This is a genomic window from Mesorhizobium sp. M8A.F.Ca.ET.207.01.1.1, assembly GCF_004794715.1.
GTDB lineage: Bacteria > Pseudomonadota > Alphaproteobacteria > Rhizobiales > Rhizobiaceae > Mesorhizobium.
Map to the genome: position 1 here is coordinate 59134 of NZ_SRUS01000001.1, position 19185 is coordinate 78318.

Below are 19185 nucleotides of genomic sequence, written 5' to 3' on the forward strand. Positions count from 1 at the left end.
GACGAAGTGCGCCATGAGCCCACATGCTAGGCTGGCGCCAAGGATGGAGACCGGCATGACCGCATGTATCGTTGGCTGGGCACATTCGCGCTTCGGCAAGCTCGAGGGCGAGACGCTCGAAAACCTGATCGTCAAGGTCGCGACGGACGCGCTCGATCATGCCGGCATCGGCCCGGACGAGGTCGACGAGATCGTGCTTGGCCATTTCAACGCCGGCTTTTCGGCGCAGGATTTCACCGCAAGCCTGGTTCTCCAGGCCGATGACCGGCTGCGCTTCAAGCCGGCCACGCGCGTCGAGAATGCTTGCGCAACCGGTTCGGCCGCCGTCCGGCAAGGCATCCGCGCGATCGATGCAAACGCTGCCCGGGTCGTTCTGGTGGTCGGCGCCGAGCAGATGACGACAACGCCCGGGCCCGAGATCGGCAAGAACCTGCTCAAGGCGTCCTATCTGCCCGAGGACGGTGACACGCCGGCCGGCTTTGCCGGCGTCTTCGGCAAGATCGCGCAGGGCTATTTCCAACGCTATGGCGACCAGTCGGATGCGCTCGCCATGATCGCCGCCAAGAACCACAAGAACGGCGTCGACAATCCCTATGCCCAGATGCGCAAGGATTTAGGCTACGATTTCTGCCGGCAGGAGAGCGAGAAAAACCCGTTCGTCGCGGGACCCTTGAAGCGCACTGATTGCTCGCTGGTTTCCGACGGCGCCGCTGCCCTTGTCCTTGCCGACACGGCGACGGCACTGAAGATGCGCCGCGCCGTTGCCTTCCGCGCCAACGAACACGTACAGGATTTCCTGCCGATGTCGAAGCGCGACATCCTGGCCTTCGAAGGCTGCGAGCAGGCCTGGACCCGCGCTTTGAAGAATGCCGGCGTGACGCTCGACGATCTCTCCTTCGTCGAGACGCATGACTGTTTTACCATCGCCGAACTGATCGAGTATGAGGCGATGGGACTGGCCAAGCCCGGTGAGGGCGCTAAGCTGGCGCTGGATGGCACAACGGCAAAAGACGGTCGCCTGCCGGTCAATCCTTCCGGCGGCCTGAAAGCCAAGGGCCATCCGATCGGCGCCACCGGCGTCTCCATGCATGTCTTGACCGCCATGCAGCTTGTTGGCGAAGCCGGTGGCATCCAGGTGCCGGGCGCAAAACTCGGCGGCATTTTCAACATGGGCGGCGCGGCTGTCGCCAACTACGTTTCCATTCTTGATCGGATCAGGTAAACCGCCCCGGCATTCACGGGAGGTGACATGGCCAATCCGGTTCTGATCGAAGTCTTGCGCGGCGCCATTGTCGAGAGCGCCCATCGCGGCGCCGTCGCCGTCTTCGATGCCGGCGGCAAGCCGGTCCTGGAGATCGGCGACACATCGAAGCCGGTCTTTCCCCGCTCTGCCGTCAAGGCGATCCAGGCCCTGCCGCTTGTCGAAACGGGTGCCGCCGATGCCTACGGCTTCGGCAACCGCGAACTGGCGCTAGCGTGTGCCTCCCATTCCGGCGAGCCGGCACATGTCGACCTGGCGCGGTCCATGCTGGCCGGGGCCGGGCTGGATAGGTCGGCGCTCGAATGCGGCACCCACTGGCCCTCGGACCATGACGCCGAGATTGCGCTCGCACGTGCCGGCGGTTCACCAAATGCGCTTCACAACAACTGTTCCGGCAAGCATTCCGGCTTCCTTTGCACCTGCGTGCATTCCGGCATTGAGCATCGCGGCTACGTCAAGCCGGGGCACGCTTTGCAGGAAATGGTGCGCGACGCCATGCAGTCGGTCACCGGCGCTGTCCACGGCGCCGACGAACGCGCGACCGATGGCTGCTCGATCCCGACCTATGCGGTGCCGCTGAGGAGTTTCGCGCTCGGCTTTGCCCGCATGGCGACGGGACAGGGCTTTGGCCCCGAGCGGGCGAAAGCTGCGAAGCGACTGCTTTCGGCCTGTATGGCGGAGCCGTTCTTCGTCGCGGGCACAGGCCGTGCGGACCTGTTGCTGATGGAAGCCGCTCCCGGGCGGATTTTTGCCAAAGGCGGGGCCGAGGGCGTCCATTGTGCCGCGCTTCCGGAACTCGGTCTCGGTATCGCCGTCAAATGCGATGACGGTGCCGGGCGCGCTGGCGACGCAATCGCCGCTGCCGTCCTCGCCAGGCTGCTGCGGGCGGACGAAACCGTGGCCGCGAAGTTGTTGGACCTGGCGAACGCGCCAATCGAAAGCCGGATTGGCGCCAAGGTCGGGGCGCTGAGGCCGACGCCAGCCTTGAATTGAGGTCAGCTGACGCGGTTGCGCTCGACGGTCAGATGCGCAAAGCCGCTGCTGCTGGTCTGGGTAAGGTCTGACGTCACCGGCTCGGCCCAGCGCTGGCCGACAACCGCCCCGTTCGACGCACCGTCGATGACATTGTCGGAGATGACGGCGGTGCCGGCGCCCTCGACCACGCTGACGACGATACCGGTGCCTGCCTTGCGGATGATGTTTCCCGTGGCCACGACATTACGCAGATACGGCCCCCAGCCGATCGACATGCCGTAGAGCGGTGCATTCTCGATGACGTTGCTGGAAGCAATGGTGTCGGCTTCGACGGCGATACCGACGCCGAAACCGGGCGGGTCGGCGGTGTAGGGGCCTGATGTCGACAAATTGCGCACGATGTTGCCGGAGCAGACACCCATGCGGCCGCCTTCGTTGAAGTTGACGATCGAGATACCGTTGGCCGCACCGTCGACGATGTTGTTGGAGATGACGGCGCCCTCGAACGAGAACTCGGAGTAGACCGCGGTCTCGCCCGAGCGTGCGCAGGTGTTGCCCGATATCTGCAGATTGCTGGAACTGTTGGCGCGGATCGCCGAGAACGCGCAGTCCGAAACCACATTGCCCGAGATAACGACATTTCCAGCGCGGAAGGCATTGATGCCGTTGCCGTTCTGGCCGGTCCCGCCGCTGCGCGCGCCAATGCGTTCGACGCGGTTGCCGGTGACCATGGTGCCGTCTTCCGCGGCTTGCCAGCGGTGCACGAGGATGCCGCCATTGGCGCAATCGGAGACGGTGTTGCCGGTGACTGCCAGTCCTGCGGCTTCGACGGAATAGATGCCGGCGTCCGCCGCTCCTGATATGTCCGAACGCTCGATCCTGCCCGCCGCGTGTTCCAGCGCCAGCCCGTTCTTGCCGCTTCCGGTGATCTGGCAGTTATCCACCACCAGGTGAGCGACCCGGCGCAGATCGAGCAGCCCTTGTGCATAGTCGCCCATCGAGCGGTTCGAACCGTCGAAGACCAGCCCGCTGAGTTCGATATGGTCGGCCTGTTCCGCCATGAACAGATGGCCGTCGCCGCCATAGACGATCCGCGTCGCACCCGGTACCCCGGACAGACCCACGCGGCCAGGCAGCGAGAGATTGGACACCACATAGGTGCCGGGCGGCAGGAAGACTGGCATGTCGCGGCCGTTGGCATCGCGCAGCAGCTTGGCGAAGGCCTTGCTCTGGTCGTCAAACGTGCCGGGCTGCACGCCAAGTTCCGTGGCATTGATGGAACCGCGCATCGAGGCCTTCTCGATGCCGGTCAGGCTGGCGGCCGCCGCCTTGCCGAGCGCGAGGCCCATCACGGCAAAGCCGGCGGTCTGAGTCAGCAGCATTCGTCTGTTCAACATCGGCACACAATCCAAGTGTTCAGTCCCGACACCCCAGTGTCCAGTCCTGACACCGCAGGAATCATGCCAGACGCTGGGCAGCCGTTCTCGGGGGGCATGGCTTGTCGAGCGGCCACTCGGCGCCTAAGTTCAGGAGATGAGCAGAGCTTTTACCCGCGAGGAAGACAGCGAGAATGCCATCGCCGGCGTTGGCGAGAGGCCGATCAGCACGCACCGCAACCTGGTGACCGAGCGCGGCCTGGCGCAGATCGAGGACAATCTGGCCGATTTGCGCGACGTGCTGGCGAAAGCCGAGAGAAAGGCCGATCGCGAGCGCATCGCGGTCGTGTCGCGTGACCTGCGCTACTGGACCGCGCGGCGGGAGAACGCCGAACTGTCCGTACCGGAGCCCGGCAGCGACGTCGTCCGCTTCGGCATGGGTGTCACGCTGGAAAGCGATGACGGCAAGAAGGTGCACTGGAAGATCGTCGGCGAGGACGAAGCCGATCCCGCCAAGGGCAGCATCTCGCATGTCTCGCCGATGGCAGTGGCGCTATTCGGCAAGAAGGTCGGCGACGTCGCCAGCGTCAATGGCAAGGAGTGGGAGATCGTCAAGCTCTCAGAGAGTTGACGCAAGGCCCGTCTACTTGGCCATCCTTTGCAATACGGCCTCATACTGGTCCATGACATCACGAGCAGCGCGCATCTGCCGTTCGACGTCGTCACTTCTCATCGGTCTTAGAATGACGCCGTCATCGGTTTCGATGATCTGGAATTGATCGCCTACTCGCATGTTCAGGTTGTCCAGCATTTCCTGCGGCAAGATCACGACACCTGATCCGTCGTCGAGCTTGCGGACAATAGTCTTCACGGGCCGTTACCCTTGGTTGCGTTCGTCATTGTGACACAACCTTTCCGGCGCTACAATGTTTCGCTCAACGCGCCAGCAGCCGATGCAGCAGCCTCTCGGCCGCCTCCGGAATAACCGTGCCCGGCGGGAAAATTTCCGCAGCCCCCGCCTTCAGCACAGCCTCATGGTCCTGCGGCGGGATGACGCCGCCGGCCACGATCAGCATGTCGCCGCGGCCGAGCTTTTTCAGCGCGTCGCGCAATTCGGGGATCAGCGTCAGGTGTCCCGCCGCCAGCGACGAGGCGCCGATGATGTGGACATCGTGCCCGACGGCCAGTTTCGCGATCTCTTCCGGTGTCTGGAACATGGCGCCGACGGTGACGTCGAAGCCGAGATCGGCGAAAGCCGTGGCGATCACCTTCTGTCCGCGGTCGTGGCCGTCCTGTCCCATCTTGGCCACGAGAATGCGCGGCTTGCCGCCATTTTTCTTTTCGAAGGCATCAAGCTTGTCCCGCAGCCGGTCGACCACCGGATTGTCGCCGAGCGCCTTGCGGTAGACGCCGGAAATGGTCTGCACCGTGGCCACATGGCGGCCATAGGCTCGTTCCAAGGCGAACGAGATTTCGCCGACAGTGGCGTTGGCGCGCGCGGCGCGGATGGCGAATTCAAGGAGATTGTCCTCGCCTTGTGCGGCACGTGTCAGCGCATCGAGCGCGCTTTCGACGGCGGCGACGTCGCGCGTGCCTTTCAGCCGTTGCAGCTTCGAGAGTTGCCGGGCCCTGACCTCGGCATTGTCGATCTTCAGCACATCGACCTCGATGTCGTTCTCCGGGCGATGCGCATTGACGCCGACCAGCATCTGCTCGCCGGAATCGATGCGCGCCTGCGTGCGGGCCGCCGCTTCCTCGATGCGCAGCTTGGGTATGCCCTTTTCGATCGCCGCCGCCATGCCGCCGAGAGCCTCGACCTCCTCGATATGAGCAAGCGCACGCGCCGCCAGATCGTGTGTCAGCCGCTCGAGATAGGCCGAACCGCCCCACGGATCGATGATGCGCGTGGTGCCGGATTCCTTCTGCAGGACAAGTTGCGTGTTGCGGGCGATGCGCGCCGAATGGTCGGTCGGTAGCGCCATTGCCTCGTCGAAGGAATTGGTGTGCAGCGACTGGGTATGCCCTTGGGTCGCCGCCATCGCCTCGATCATGGTGCGGATGATGTTGTTGTAGGGATCCTGCGCCGTCAGCGACCAGCCGGAAGTCTGGCAATGGGTACGCAGCGACAGCGATCGCTCGTCCTTCGGCGCGAAATTCTTTTTCATCAGCGTCGCCCACAACAGGCGCGCGGCCCTGAGCTTGGCCACTTCCATGAAGAAGTTCATGCCGATCGCCCAGAAGAAGGACAGGCGCGGCGCGAAACGGTCGATGCCGAGCCCTGCCGCGACGCCGGCGCGGGCATATTCGATACCGTCGGCGATCGTATAGGCGAGCTCCAGGTCGGCGGTCGCGCCGGCCTCTTGCATATGGTAGCCGGAGATCGATATCGAGTTGAACTTCGGCATGTTCTTCGAGGTGTAGGAGAAGATGTCCGAGACGATCCGCATCGAGGGCTTCGGCGGATAGATGTAGGTGTTGCGGACCATGAACTCCTTCAGAATGTCGTTCTGAATGGTCCCCGCCAGATCCTCCTGTGCGACGCCTTGCTCTTCCGCCGCCACGATGTAGAGCGCCATGATCGGCAGCACGGCTCCGTTCATCGTCATCGACACGGTCATGTCGCCGAGCGGAATGCCGTCGAACAACTGACGCATGTCGAGGATGGAATCGATGGCCACGCCCGCCATGCCGACATCGCCGGCGACACGCGGATGGTCTGAGTCATAGCCGCGATGGGTGGCAAGATCGAAGGCAACCGAAAGACCTTTCTGGCCGGCGGCAAGGTTGCGCCGGTAAAAGGCGTTGGACTCTTCGGCGGTCGAAAAGCCTGCATATTGCCGGATCGTCCAGGGCTGCTGGACATACATGGTTGGGTAGGGGCCACGCACGAAGGGCGGCAGGCCGGGATAGGTGTCGAGATGCGGCAGGCCCTTGAGGTCGCCCTGATTGTAGAGATGCTTGACGACGAGGCCTTCCGGCGTCGTCCGCTGCCCCTTGACCTCGACAGGCGCGCGGCGCGGTGGCACCCAGCCGATCTGACTGAAATCCGGAATCAAGAAGCGGCCCCGATGGATTGATCGATGCGGACTGGAGGCAGCGGCTCGCACAGGACGACGCCCTCGGTGAAGGCAGGTCGCCGCTCAGCGTCCAGCGTCTCGACCGGACGCTCGCCTTTCAACGGATAAAGCGTGGCGCCGATCATGGCCCGCTCGCCTGACTTGAAGGCAATGCCGCGCTGGACGGCGGCAGCGCGGACGCGTTGCTGGATATGTCCGTCCCGAAGGCTGGAGAGCACGCCACCCTCTGCCTCGATCGCCTGCAATTCCGCCCACGCTGCTTCGCAAAGATCCGACGTCAGCGCTTCGACGGCGCCGGAGCCATGGGCGGGATCGGCGACATGGTCGACATGGCTTTCATTGGCCATGATCAACTGCGCGTTGCGCGCGACGCGGCGGGCAAAAGCCGCCGGCAGGCCATGCGCGATCGTATGCGGCAGGATTGAGATCGAATCGGCGCCTCCCGCCGCCGCGGCGAAGCAGCCGATCGTCGTGCGCAGGATGTTGGTTTCGGGGTCCAGTGCCGTCATCATGCGAAATGATGTCTCGGCATGGATGTTGGCCGTGGAATTGGGGATCGAGCAGGCCTCCTGCACCCGTGCCCACAGCCTGCGCAAGGCCCGCACCTTGGCCATTGACAGGAACTGGTCCTGGTCGACGCTGAGCGCGAAACCGATATGAGGCGCGGCATAGACGAGCGGCTGCCGCGCCTTCTCGAACATTCTCAGATACGAGACCGCCGAGGCCAGCATGATGCCGAGTTCCTGCGCTTCCGTGGCGCCGGCATTGTGAAAAACGCGACCGTCCGCCTCCAGGAGCACACCCGGAACGCCCATCGAGAAGAAATGCGCCAGCGATTGCGGCATCGATTCTTGCAGCGCCTCGATCGACATGCGCAGCCGGCCGGTGCCGGCGAGGACTGCCGCCGGATCGATGCCGAAGGAAAGGTTGAGCTTTGCCGGATCGGAGCGCCGCTTGCTCAGGAACGCCACCAGCCAGTCGGCCATGGGGCGGCTCCAGGGGTGGGTGTCGATGCGGATCTGGACCCTGTTGAGGGGCACGCCCTCCAGCACCGTCTCCAGTGCCTGCGCCGTCCTCGGCAGGCCGTAGCCGAACGCGTTCGGGGCACCTTCGAAGACGAGCGACAGTCCCGTCGCGCCTTGCGCAATGTCTTCCAGGGCCTGGCTCTTGGCGCGATCGACATCGGGGTCGTCGACGCGCTGGCTGACGATCCAGGGCGATTGAGGATTGGCGCGCACGATCGGTTCGGCTCCGGTCGCGCGGTCATAGAGCGGCTCGACGCGGATGTTGTCGTCGGTATGCGAGATCAGCTTTTCCTCGAAGGATGCGCCGGCCAACGCCTTTTCCGCCAAGGCCAGCCATCGCTGACGCTCCGCATCCATTGGCTCAACATCCCTGGTCAAGGCTCCGGCGCCCATTCGTCGTCCTCGTTCTGTGTGGCCGCACCAGCCCGGCCAGCCCAGTCTACGGTCCCCGGTGGGTTACCGCAATGCAGGTGCAAGGCCCGAATCCCACTCACCTGATATTCGATCCACCTGATATAGGTCGGCTTGGGTGGGCGGACCATGGACGATTGCCAAACACCATCGAAATTCGCAAGTTCCAAAATCCGATCCTGGCGATTGGTCCGATTTGGACGATTGGCCTGGATTGGATGATCGGCCCCGCGTTGGACAATTGTCATTGTCGCTGTGCAACAGCCTCACTATACCTTCGGGCAAAGGCTGGCTTTGGGCACATCAGTTTGCGGAGACCCGACATATGGCTGACGACACCAGTATTTTCATCGGCGCCAGCCGCAAGCCCGACGACAGCTATCAGCGAGCTGAAAATCTGCTGCTGCAATACGGCAATCGCCATGGCCTGGTGACCGGCGCCACCGGTACCGGCAAGACCGTCAGCTTGCAGATCCTGGCGGAGGGATTTTCCAACGCCGGCGTGCCGGTCTTCTGCGCCGACATCAAGGGCGACCTTTCCGGCATCGCCATGATGGGCACCGCGCAGGATTTCCTGGTCAAGCGGGCGGAACAGGTGAAGCTCGACCCTTACGACTTCCAGGAATTCCCGGTCATCTTCTGGGATCTGTTCGGCGAGCAGGGCCACCCTATCCGCGCGACCATTTCGGAAATGGGACCGCTGCTGCTGTCGCGGCTGATGAACCTGACCGACGCACAGGAAGGCATCATGAACATTGCCTTCCGCATAGCCGATGAGGAAGGGTTGCTGCTGCTCGACATGAAAGATCTGCAGGCGCTGCTCGCCAACATTGCCGAGCGTGCGGAAGAGATCAGCGCCCGTTACGGCAACCTCACCAAGCCATCGGTGGGGGCCATTCAGCGCACGTTGCTGGTGCTGGAGCAGCAGGGCGCGGCGAACTTCTTTGGCGAGCCGGCATTGCGCATCGCCGACATCATGCGCACGACCCGCGATGGTCGCGGCGCCATCAGCGTGCTGGCCGCCGACAAGCTGATGATGAATCCGCGCCTCTACGCGACGTTCCTTCTCTGGCTGATGTCGGAGCTGTTCGAGGAATTGCCCGAAGTCGGCGACCCCGACAAGCCGAAGCTGGTGTTCTTCTTCGACGAGGCGCACCTCTTGTTCGATGAGGCGCCGAAGGTGCTGATCGACCGGGTCGAGCAAGTGGTCCGCTTGATTCGCTCCAAGGGCGTCGGCGTCTATTTCGTCACGCAGAACCCTTTGGATATTCCCGAAAAGGTCCTCGCCCAGCTCGGCAACCGCGTGCAGCATGCGCTGCGCGCCTACACGCCGCGCGAGCAGCAGGCGGTGAGGACGGCGGCCGAGACCTTCCGGCCCAATCCCGATTTCGACTGCGCCACCGCCATCACCCAGCTCGCCACCGGCGAAGCGCTGGTCTCGACGCTGGAGGCCAAGGGCATTCCGTCGATGGTCCAGCGCACGCTCATCCGTCCGCCGTCGTCGCGGCTTGGACCCATTACCCCCGCCGAGCGGCTGAAGCTGATCGGGGAAAGCCCGGTCACCGGCCAGTACGACCAGGTCATCGACCGCGAATCGGCGTTCGAGATGCTGCAGAAGAAGGCCAAGGAGGCGCAGGACGCCGAGGCGCAGCAGGCAGACACCGGCGGCTCGCGCTGGACCATTCCAGGCTTCGGCAATGACGATCCAGCGCCGCAGTCCGGTGGCAGGCGCGCGCCGGCGCCGCGGCCGTCCAATCGCCAGACGGTGGCGGAAGCCGCAATCAAGTCGGTGGTGCGATCGGTCGGCTCGTCGGTCGGACGTGCGATCGTGCGCGGGATTCTGGGGAGTTTGTCGCGGGGGCGGTAGGATCGGGCAGCGGCGTTGCCGCTGCCCTGTGAGCTCAGAAGATCGCGTCCGTGACCGCCTTGACCGGGCCGAGCAGCACCGATCCATCCGGCACGCCGGCGTCGATCGGGATGGCCTTGTGGTTCGCCGTCGCCACCATGGGCTGGCTGGCGTTGCTGGTCACGATGACCGGGCTCTTCGACGGCACGCGGTCATAGAGATCGATGATGTCCTGGTTCATCAGGCGCACGCAGCCCGACGACACCGATTTGCCTATCGAGCGCCATTCCGGCGAGCCGTGCAGGCGATAGAGCGTGTCCACATTGCCCTGGAAGAGATAGAGCGCGCGCGCCCCGAGCGGGTTCTTCAGGCCGCCGGGCATGCCGCCATTGTCGGCGCTGTACTGCTTCAATTCCGGCTGGCGCGCGATCATCTCATCCGGAGGCGTCCATTTCGGCCATTTCTGCTTCCACTGGACGACGGCGTCGCCCGACCATTCGAAGCCGGCGCGGCCGAGCCCGACACCATAGCGAATGGCCTGGCCGCCCGGGCGAACCAGATAGAGGAAGTGGCCTGTCGTATCGACGACGATGGTTCCCGGCTTCTGTCCGGTCGGGTCGGGCACGATCTGGCGCAGGAACTGCGGGTCGATCCTGTCGACCGGGATGGCCGGCAGATCGAAGCCGCCATCGTTGACCGCCGCGTACATAGACGCATAGTCGGCGAGCGGCGGCTCGACATAGGTAGGTGGCGGCGGCTCGGCCGGCCCCGGTCCGGTGGTTGCGCATGCCGAAACCGCGATCGAGGCGGCGCCCAGGGCTGCGGCGTTGAGAAAGCCGCGACGGCTCAGGCGATAGGATTCGATTTCGGTTATGGACATGGCTGCCTTCTTTAAGACTCAAATCGCAACAAAGCGTCAACACGCCGACGTCCGCCGCGGGTGCCTAACAACACCTGAGGCGATAGGCGGTTCCGATTCTGGCCCGAACGTGGACAAACAAAGGCGAAGCTGTGACTGCGCCGCCACTGTGGCGTTGGGGCCACAGGTCTGTCAGCTGCCGGATACGAGGGCCTCCAGCGATGGCAGGATCAGGGCCGGCGGCAAGTCCCGGTATTCCTCCGGCTGGTTGGAGCGGTTGATCCAAACCGTGCGGAAACCGAATTTGGTGGCGCCCGCAATGTCCCAGCGATTGGAAGACTGGAAGGAGACCGCGCCTGGATAGAGGCGCCAGCCGGTGGCGACCATGTCGTAGACCGCTGGGTCGGTCTTGAAGCGCCGCACCGCATCGACCGAATAGACGTCGTCCAGGACCTGGTCGAGTGCCGCGGACCTGACCGCCGCTTCAAGCATTTCGGGCGAGCCATTGGAGAGGATAGCCAGTCTGGCGCCGGAAGCCTTGAGCGCCTTCAGCACGGCTGGCACTTCGGGGTAACAGTCCAGCCTCCAATAGGCCTCCAGCAACTTTGCCTTGAGACCAGGATCGGCCGAAGGGACCTTGCGCAAGGCGAAGTCCAGCGCTTGTTCCGTCAACTGCCAGAAGTCGGCATAGGTGCCCATCAGCGTGCGCACCCAGGAGTATTCGAGCTGCTTGGCGCGCCAGATTTCGGACAGGAGCTGGCCGTCCGGGCCGATCGCGTCTGCATGGCGGCGCACGGCGGCGTGCACGTCGAACAGCGTGCCATAGGCGTCGAAAACATAGGCGGCGTATTGCATGGCAACAGTTTTGAGGCGAGGCGGGATAAGGTGCAAGCCTTGATTGCACCGCACCCGTCGCTGGCCTCAACAAATCTCCCTGATGATGGTTGACGAGGCCTGTCAAAGCATCTTCCAATGGCTGTCACATAAGATTGACCGGAACGGGAAAACGCGATGACACTGGCGGCGGCGGCGCAATCCGCGACATGGACTTTCGTCGATGGCGATTGGTACGAAGGCAATGTCGCCATTCTGGGGCCGCGCAGCCACGCCATGTGGCTCGGCACGAGCGTCTTCGACGGCGCGCGCTGGTTCGAGGGCGTGGCGCCCGACCTCGACCTTCATGCCGCACGCGTCAATGCCTCGGCGACCGCTCTTGGTCTTGCGCCGAACATGACGCCCGAGCAGATCGTCGCGCTGACCTGGGACGGATTGAAGAAGTTCGACGGCAAGACGGCGGTCTATATCAGGCCGATGTACTGGGCCGAGCATGGCGGCTACATGGGCGTGCCGGCCGATCCCGCCTCGACCCGTTTCTGCCTGTGTCTCTATGAATCGCCGATGATCTCGCCGACCGGCTTTTCCGTGACCGTGTCGCCGTTCCGGCGGCCGACCATCGAAACCATGCCGACCAACGCCAAGGCCGGCTGCCTCTATCCCAACAACGGCCGCGCCATCCTCGAGGCCAAGGCGCGGGGCTTCGACAATGCGCTTGTGCTCGACATGCTGGGCAATGTCGCGGAGACCGGAAGCTCGAACATCTTCCTGGTCAAGGACGGCCATGTGCTGACGCCGGCGCCCAACGGAACCTTCCTGTCCGGCATTACCCGCTCGCGCACGATGACGCTGCTCGGCGATTATGGGTTCAGGACGACCGAAAGGACGCTGTCGGTGCGGGATTTCCTCGAAGCCGACGAAATCTTCTCGACCGGCAACCACTCCAAGGTGGTGCCGGTAACCCGCATCGAGAGCCGCGACCTGCAGCCCGGCCCGGTAGCCAAGAAGGCACGCGAACTCTATTGGGATTGGGCGCATTCGACCTCGGCTGGCTGAGATGCCAGTCGGGCCTTTTTGTCGCTGCGCGGCTGGCCGCAGGAAAAGCGTGTGACAGTTCTCGGGAACCCGCTTAGAAAGAGAACCGACGCTTCACTTCCGGAGTTGTTCCAGCTCAATCCCGACCTATCTTACTCCGGTATCCACACCGGATTTTTCCACGAGGGAGTACTACCCATGGCTTTCGAATTGCCCGCTCTGCCCTACGACTATGAGGCCCTGCAGCCCTATATGTCGAAAGAGACGCTGGAGTATCACCACGACAAGCATCACAAGGCCTATGTCGACAACGGCAACAAGCTCGCCGCCGAAGCCGGCCTTGGCGATCTTTCCGTCGAAGAGGTGGTCAAGCAGTCGTTCGGCAAGAATGCCGGTCTCTTCAACAATGCCGCACAGCATTACAACCACATCCATTTCTGGAAGTGGATGAAGAAGGGCGGCGGCGGCAACAAGCTGCCGGGTGCCCTGCAGAAGGCTTTCGACAGCGACCTCGGCGGCTATGACAAGTTCAAGGCCGATTTCATCGCCGCCGGCACGACGCAGTTCGGTTCGGGCTGGGCCTGGGTTTCGGTCAAGGACGGCAAGCTGGCGATCTCGAAGACGCCGAACGGCGAAAATCCGCTGGTTCACGGCGCATCGCCGATCCTCGGCGTCGACGTCTGGGAGCACTCCTACTACATCGACTATCGCAACGCCCGGCCGAAATATCTCGAGGCCTTCGTCGACAGCCTGATCAACTGGGATCACGTTCTCGAACTCTACGAAAAAGCCTGACAGGCCTCCAGAAAAGCCCCGCAAATCGGGGCTTTTCTTTTTGTACCGAGGTGCCGCACAAGCAAAGGTCATACAAAATTCATGCCGGGAGAAGGGAATATTCCTCCCGCCACGTCCGTTAACGTCCTGTCCTGAATGCCTTCATCACGGAGCCAAATGAATGAGAAAGCTTGTCATCGCCATCTCCATGCTCGCAGTCGCCGCGTCGGCGGCCTTTGCCGATCCGATCCTCGACCGGCAGGCTCTGATGAAGGAACGCGGAAAGATCGTCGGCGGCCTGGCGAAAGTGGTCAAGGGCGAGGAACCTTTTGATGCCGCCGCGGTGCTGACGCAGCTGCAGGCAGTGCAGGCAAATGCCGAGAAATTCGACGTAGTGGCCTTGTTCCCGAAGGGCAGCGATGCCGGCGACACCACGGCGGCACCAAAGATCTGGGAAGACATGGCCGGCTTCAAGGCGGCCGAGGATAAGTATCTCTCCGACGTCAAGGCCGCGGTCGCGGCGGCTCCTGGCGATGTCGATGCGCTCAAAGCGCAAGTCGGCGTTCTTGGGTCGAATTGCGGCGCCTGCCATCAGAGCTACAGGGTCAAGAAGGGCTGATTGCCTGATATGGCATGGCTGAAGAAGCTCGTCGGCGCGGCCCTCGTTCTGGGCGTCGCCGGCGCGGCAGCCGGTTGGCTGCTGTCGGCGCCGGTCAAGCTTGATGCGGCGGCGCTGGCGCAACTCGGCCCCGGCGATGCTGTTCGGGGCAAGCGGATTTTTTATGCAGGCGGCTGCACCTCCTGCCATGCGAAACCTGGGTCGCAGGGCGATGCACGGCTTCAGCTCGTGGGTGGCCTTGAACTCAAGACGCCGTTCGGCACCTTCGTTCCGCCCAATATTTCGCAAGACCCCAAGGACGGCATCGGCGCATGGTCGGCCGAGGATCTCGCCAACGCCATGTTGAAAGGCGTATCGCCCTCGGGTCATCATTTGTATCCGGCGTTTCCCTACGCGTCCTACGCGCGCATGAAACCTTCCGACATTGCCGATCTCTATGCCTTCCTGAAGACGCTTCCCGCCGTCGCCGGCAAGACGCCGGGCAATTCGCTGGCGTTCCCGTTCAACATCCGGCGCGGCATTGGCCTATGGAAGCGCCTCTATCTCAGCGACCAGCCTGTCATTCCGCTGCCTGGCGGCACGCCGGAACCCGTGATGGCAGGCCGCTATCTGGTCGAAGGACCAGGTCATTGCGGCGAATGCCATACGCCCCGCGACTTGGCTGGCGGCATCAGGAAAAGCGAATGGCTGGCCGGTGCTGTGGCAGCCGAGGGCTCGGGCGTCGTGCCGAACATCACTTCGGGTGGGAGTGGCATCACCAACTGGTCGGAAGCCGACATTGCCAACTACCTCGAAACCGGGTTCACGCCGGATTTCGATTCCGCTGGCGGCGCGATGGTCGATGTGCAGCGCAACATGGCCGAGCTGACGGCGGACGACCGTGCGGCGATTGCCGCCTATCTCAAGGCGGTACCGCCGCATCCCAACGGTTATCCGCCGCGCAAGAAAAGCACGAACTAGTCTTCGGACTGCAGGTGTCGATCGCCGAGGAAATCGAAGCCCGTTTCGAAGAAATGGTTGTAGTTGCAGGTCATCTCCTCGCCGGGCGCGATGTCGCGCAAGGCGTAGGTTTCCTCGGGCGACGAGACATCGCAATTCGGCTCGTCGTCATGGTTCATGTAGCGGGCGTCGTCGGCTTCGAAGACGATATAGGCCGGATCGCGCCGGTCGGGGTAGGAATAGCGGTCGAGATAGTTCTTCACTGGCCCGGTCTCGCCCTCATAGGTCTCGACGTCGATGATCCGGTCGAACCGGGGGTCGAGCTTCCAGACCAGCGTGCCCTTGGCAATGTGGTGCTTGGCAAACACACCGATGCCCTGGATCGGCGATTTGTCGAGATAGACGTCGACGAGCAGCATGATGGACCCTTGTGCGAGTGTGGGCTTCGTGGCCCGGAAAAGTCGTGCTTTGGGTAACGCGCGAGCGTCGCAATTGCGAGCGGAAATGAGCCGCGCGGAATTCAAAAAGTTATGATCATCATGCCTGCCGGCAGACGCGTGGCTGCCTGACCTCAGCGCTGTTGCAAGGCCAGGCGGACACCGAGCGCGCAATAGATGCCGCCGACAACCTTGCCCTGCCATTTCAGCACTGTCGGATTTCGGCGCAGGAAACTGCCGAGCCGCCCCGCGCTCACCGCGAACACAACCGTGCTGAATAGACCCAGCACGACGAAGATGATCCCCAATACGGCCAACTGAACCATCGCCGATCCGTTTTCGGGCCGCACGAACTGAGGCAGGAAAGCGAGGAAGAAAAGCGCGGTCTTGGGGTTGAGCACCTCGGCCAGGACAGCCTGTCGAAACGCCTTGCCGGCGGAGATTGCAAGCGCGCCGGCGGTCGGATCGGTCGGCGCTTTCTCGATGATGGCGCGAATGCCGAGGTAAACGAGGTAGGCCGCGCCGATATACTTCACGAGGCTGAACAGCGTCGCCGATGTGGCGATGATCGCCGAGATGCCGATCATCGCCATGACGGTATGAAACACATCGCCGGCCGCGATCCCGGCGCCGGTGGCGATCCCGACCCTCGTTCCCGAACTCGTCGCGCGCGCGATCGTCAACAAAGTGGCCGGACCCGGAATGAAGACGAAGCCGAACACAACTGCGATATAGGCTATCAATATGGACAGATCGATCACCGCGGCGTTCCTCCGTAAGCTATGCCTTGTCCGTCACCTTCAGCGTGAAGGTATAGATATAGGCGATCTCCTCCAGGCGCGAAAACCGGCCGGAGGCACCGGCATGGCCGGAATCCATGTTGATTTTGAACAGCACCGGATTATCGCCGCTCTTGCGGTCACGCAGCCGCGCCACCCACTTGGCCGGCTCCCAATAGGTGACGCGCGGATCGGTAAGACCGGCGAGCGCCAGGATCGGCGGGTAGTCGAGAGCGGCGACATTGTCGTAGGGCGAATAGGCGGCGATCGTCCGGTAATCGTCGGCCGACGCGATCGGATTGCCCCATTCCGGCCATTCCGGCGGGGTCAGAGGCAGCGTCGCGTCGAGCATGGTGGTAAGCACGTCGACGAACGGAACCTCGGCCACAATGCCTCCGAAGCAATCCGGCGCCATGTTGGCGATGGCGCCCATCAGCATGCCGCCGGCCGAGCCGCCCTGCGCGACGATGCGGTCATGCGCGGTATAGCGCTCGGCAACGAGGTGACGGGCGCAGGCGATGAAATCGGTGAAGGTGTTCATCTTCTGTGCCCGCTTGCCGTCATCGTACCAGCCATAACCCTTGTCCTTGCCGCCGCGGACATGGGCAATGGCAAAGACTAGGCCGCGGTCGACGAGTGAGAACCAGTTGGTATTGAAGGCGGCCGGCACGGCAATGCCATAGGAGCCATAACCGTAGAGCAGGCAGGGCGCGGAGCCGTCCAGCGGCGTGTCGCGGTGGTGCAGAAGCGAGATCGGCACCAGTTCGCCATCGGCCGCGGGCGCCATCAGCCGCCTCGTGACGTATTGATGCGGGTCGTGGCCGGACGGCACTTCCTGGGTCTTGAGCAGCACACGCTCACGGGTGCGCATGTTATAGTCGAACATCTGCGACGGCGTCGTCATCGACGAGTAGGAAAAGCGCATCATCTCGGTGTCGTATTCCAGGGACCCCGAAAGGCCGAGCGAGAAGGCTTCCTCATCGAAGAAGATCAGATGCTCTTCGCCGCTGGCGCGGTCACGCACGACGATACGCGGCAGGCCTTCCTTGCGCTCGAGCCGGACCATGTGGTCCTTGAAGCCGATCACCGACAGGATGAGCCGGCCCGGTTCATGCGGCACCAGTTCCTGCCAGTAGGCGCGGATAGGATCGCTCGCCGGCGCCGTCATGATCTTGAAGTCCTTGGCACCGTCCGCATTGGTCAGGATGAAGAATATGTCGCCGCCTTCTTCCAGCTCATACTGAAGGCCGGTCTCGCGCACCGACACCAGCTTCGGCTCGGCAAACGGATCGCTGGCGCTCAACAGGCGATATTCCGAAGTCTCGTGATCGTTGATGCCGATCATGATCCATTGATTGTTGCGGGTCCCGTCGACGTTCATGAAGAAGCCGGGGTCGGTTTCCTCATAGATCAGGCGGTCGTTTTCAGGATTTTGGCCCAGGGCGTGGAACAGCACTTTCGACGGCCTGTGGTTTGGATCGAGACGCGTATAGAAGAACCCGTCATTGCCCGCGTCCCAGACGCCCGAACCGCCGGTGGCGGGAATCTGGTCCGCGAGTTCCCTGCCATCGGCAAGGTCGCGCACACGCAGCGTGTAGAATTCGGACCCCTTGTCGTCGAAGGCCCACAGCAGCTTGCGATGATCGGCCGAATGATCGACGCCGCCAAGCCGGAAATAGGCCTTGCCCTCGGCCTCGGCGTCGCCGTCGAGCAGGATCTGCTCCGGCCCGCCGTCGCGCGGCATGCGGAAATAGCGCGGCTGCTCGCCGCCAAGCTTGAAGGAAGACCCATAGGCGTAAGGCCCGTCCTTCATGGGAACGGAAGAATCGTCTTCCTTGATGCGGCCCTTCATTTCCTTGAAAAGCTGCTTTTGCAGATCCGACGTGTCGGCCATCAGCGCCGACTGGTAGGCATTCTCGGCTTCGAGTTCGGCGCGGATCCCAGGATCGAGCAAGGATGGGTCCCTGAACATCTCCTGCCAGTTATCCGCCCGCAGCCAGGCATAGTCATCGGTTCGCGTGATGCCGTGATGCGTATCCGAGACCGGCCTATTTTCGGGGGCAGGCGGGTTGACGGTCGGAAATCGGGAAGTCCTGGTCATTGCGTCTCGCTCTGGAAATATCTTGAACGATGTATGAACGCGCAGATCAGCGCGGGTTCAAGAGCTGTTGCGTAGAGGTGGTGTCGGGCCCTGAGATGGTCGGGAGGAGAGAAGATGACTATTCGGTCTCGTTTTGCTGCGGTCTTCGCCGTCGCTTCGTTGACTCTGATCTTTGCCGGCCAGTCTCATGCGACCGTATTCGCAGCTTGGCAAGTGGCCAATGTGTCGTTCGGCGATACGCTCAATGTGCGCAAATATCCGTCGGGCATCTCCCAGAAGCAGGCCGCATACCCGAACGGACCGTCCTGCAGATGACCGGACGATGCACTGGCGGCATGGATCTGCTCGATATTGCCGGCCAGGCGGCATGGAAAGAGCAGCAGACGGTTCGCTATCGCTGGTGCGAAGTCTGGCATGACCCCGCCAGGAACGGCGTCTTCGTCACCGGCTGGGCCTATGGCGGATACATCGTGCCGTTTTGACCCCGGAGTGGCCTGCTTGACCGGGGAATGGTTTGGCAACCTGTGGTTTTGTGGACAGGTGTGAACAACCAAGCTTGCCGGTGTGCTCGTCAAGCAAACCGGAGCATTGAAGCTTGTTTTGTGAGTTATCGCGAATGTAACGAGTAGCTGACCCAACGTCAGCCTTTGTCCGTTTGGCGACCGAAATATCGAAAAATTACATGGTGCACGAAAGATTGAAGCTGATCCCGGAATAGTTGATCAACATTCCTAAATATAATGCAAAGAGCGAATTGACTTACTTGACGTGTGGTCGCATTGATGTCCCCGTGACACGAATCGCGGATGCTCTATCTGCAAAAAATTCGTGCAATGC

At 62.7% G+C, this 19185-nt stretch carries 18 protein-coding genes; 9 read left to right on the forward strand and 9 right to left on the reverse strand.

The window, feature by feature from the left end; genetic code table 11:
* Window positions 1-55 precede the first annotated feature (55 nt).
* Both EN850_RS00240 and EN850_RS00245 read left to right on the forward strand, forming a co-directional pair.
* A complete protein-coding gene (locus EN850_RS00240; protein ID WP_136090359.1) occupies window positions 56-1222 on the forward strand; it encodes an acetyl-CoA acetyltransferase in 1167 nt (388 codons plus the stop codon).
* Window positions 1223-1249: 27 nt separating this feature from the next.
* Window positions 1250-2254: an asparaginase gene (locus EN850_RS00245; RefSeq protein WP_135919504.1), complete on the forward strand. Its 1005-nt coding sequence runs from the start codon at window positions 1250-1252 to the stop codon at window positions 2252-2254.
* A 2-nt stretch (window positions 2255-2256) separates the two neighbouring features.
* Here the strand turns inward: EN850_RS00245 and EN850_RS00250 are convergent, their stop codons facing one another.
* Complete coding sequence (locus tag EN850_RS00250; protein WP_136090360.1) at window positions 2257-3633, reverse strand: TIGR03808 family TAT-translocated repetitive protein; 1377 nt, start codon at window positions 3631-3633, stop codon at window positions 2257-2259.
* 136 nt (window positions 3634-3769) lie between these two features.
* Here EN850_RS00250 and greA point away from each other — a divergent pair, with 136 nt between their 5' ends.
* Window positions 3770-4243, forward strand: a complete 474-nt coding sequence (gene greA, locus EN850_RS00255) for a transcription elongation factor GreA (RefSeq protein WP_127280456.1) — start codon at window positions 3770-3772, stop codon at window positions 4241-4243.
* A 12-nt stretch (window positions 4244-4255) separates the two neighbouring features.
* Here the strand turns inward: greA and EN850_RS00260 are convergent, their stop codons facing one another.
* The 3 genes from EN850_RS00260 to EN850_RS00270 form a co-directional block, all read right to left on the reverse strand.
* Window positions 4256-4483 carry an AbrB/MazE/SpoVT family DNA-binding domain-containing protein gene (locus EN850_RS00260; RefSeq protein WP_127871324.1) on the reverse strand — a complete coding sequence of 76 codons (228 nt, stop codon included), beginning with the start codon at window positions 4481-4483 and terminating at the stop codon, window positions 4256-4258.
* Window positions 4484-4547: 64 nt separating this feature from the next.
* Complete coding sequence (gene scpA / locus EN850_RS00265; protein WP_136090361.1) at window positions 4548-6668, reverse strand: methylmalonyl-CoA mutase; 2121 nt, start codon at window positions 6666-6668, stop codon at window positions 4548-4550.
* Complete coding sequence (locus EN850_RS00270) at window positions 6665-8107, reverse strand: methylmalonyl-CoA mutase subunit beta (protein ID WP_127278924.1); 1443 nt, start codon at window positions 8105-8107, stop codon at window positions 6665-6667. The genes scpA and EN850_RS00270 overlap by 4 nt, the downstream gene beginning before the upstream one ends.
* A 343-nt stretch (window positions 8108-8450) precedes the next feature.
* On the opposite strand from EN850_RS00270, the gene EN850_RS00275 reads away from it, so the two are divergent.
* The gene (locus EN850_RS00275) at window positions 8451-9992 is read left to right on the forward strand and encodes a helicase HerA-like C-terminal domain-containing protein (RefSeq protein ID WP_136090362.1); all 1542 of its coding nucleotides are present in this window, start codon (window positions 8451-8453) and stop codon (window positions 9990-9992) included.
* Between the two features lie 34 nt (window positions 9993-10026).
* On the opposite strand, the gene EN850_RS00280 is transcribed toward EN850_RS00275, so the two are convergent.
* Window positions 10027-10851: a L,D-transpeptidase gene (locus EN850_RS00280; RefSeq protein ID WP_135883408.1), complete on the reverse strand. Its 825-nt coding sequence runs from the start codon at window positions 10849-10851 to the stop codon at window positions 10027-10029.
* A 171-nt stretch (window positions 10852-11022) separates the two neighbouring features.
* A complete protein-coding gene (locus EN850_RS00285) occupies window positions 11023-11685 on the reverse strand; it encodes a haloacid dehalogenase type II (protein WP_136090363.1) in 663 nt (220 codons plus the stop codon).
* A 156-nt stretch (window positions 11686-11841) separates the two neighbouring features.
* Here EN850_RS00285 and EN850_RS00290 point away from each other — a divergent pair, with 156 nt between their 5' ends.
* The 4 genes from EN850_RS00290 to EN850_RS00305 all read left to right on the forward strand — a co-directional run bounded on the left by EN850_RS00290 (window position 11842) and on the right by EN850_RS00305 (window position 15052).
* Complete coding sequence (locus EN850_RS00290; RefSeq protein WP_136090364.1) at window positions 11842-12720, forward strand: branched-chain amino acid aminotransferase; 879 nt, start codon at window positions 11842-11844, stop codon at window positions 12718-12720.
* A 177-nt stretch (window positions 12721-12897) separates the two neighbouring features.
* A complete protein-coding gene (locus EN850_RS00295; protein ID WP_056563640.1) occupies window positions 12898-13494 on the forward strand; it encodes a superoxide dismutase in 597 nt (198 codons plus the stop codon).
* A 160-nt stretch (window positions 13495-13654) separates the two neighbouring features.
* Window positions 13655-14092, forward strand: coding sequence for a cytochrome c (locus tag EN850_RS00300; protein WP_135915286.1), 438 nt, complete (start codon window positions 13655-13657; stop codon window positions 14090-14092).
* Window positions 14093-14101: 9 nt separating this feature from the next.
* Window positions 14102-15052, forward strand: a complete 951-nt coding sequence (locus EN850_RS00305; protein ID WP_136090717.1) for a cytochrome c — start codon at window positions 14102-14104, stop codon at window positions 15050-15052.
* Here the strand turns inward: EN850_RS00305 and EN850_RS00310 are convergent.
* The 3 genes from EN850_RS00310 to EN850_RS00320 all read right to left on the reverse strand — a co-directional run bounded on the left by EN850_RS00310 (window position 15049) and on the right by EN850_RS00320 (window position 18348).
* A complete protein-coding gene (locus tag EN850_RS00310) occupies window positions 15049-15450 on the reverse strand; it encodes an SET domain-containing protein-lysine N-methyltransferase (RefSeq protein WP_127277815.1) in 402 nt (133 codons plus the stop codon). The genes EN850_RS00305 and EN850_RS00310 overlap by 4 nt on opposite strands.
* 152 nt (window positions 15451-15602) lie before the next feature.
* Complete coding sequence (locus tag EN850_RS00315; protein ID WP_135883403.1) at window positions 15603-16229, reverse strand: LysE family translocator; 627 nt, start codon at window positions 16227-16229, stop codon at window positions 15603-15605.
* A 19-nt stretch (window positions 16230-16248) separates the two neighbouring features.
* Window positions 16249-18348 carry a S9 family peptidase gene (locus EN850_RS00320; protein ID WP_136090365.1) on the reverse strand — a complete coding sequence of 700 codons (2100 nt, stop codon included), beginning with the start codon at window positions 18346-18348 and terminating at the stop codon, window positions 16249-16251.
* A gap of 311 nt (window positions 18349-18659) precedes the next feature.
* Here EN850_RS00320 and EN850_RS37820 point away from each other — a divergent pair, with 311 nt between their 5' ends.
* Window positions 18660-18830, forward strand: a complete 171-nt coding sequence (locus EN850_RS37820) for a hypothetical protein (RefSeq protein WP_348642418.1) — start codon at window positions 18660-18662, stop codon at window positions 18828-18830.
* The last annotated feature ends 355 nt before the right edge of the window (window positions 18831-19185 follow it).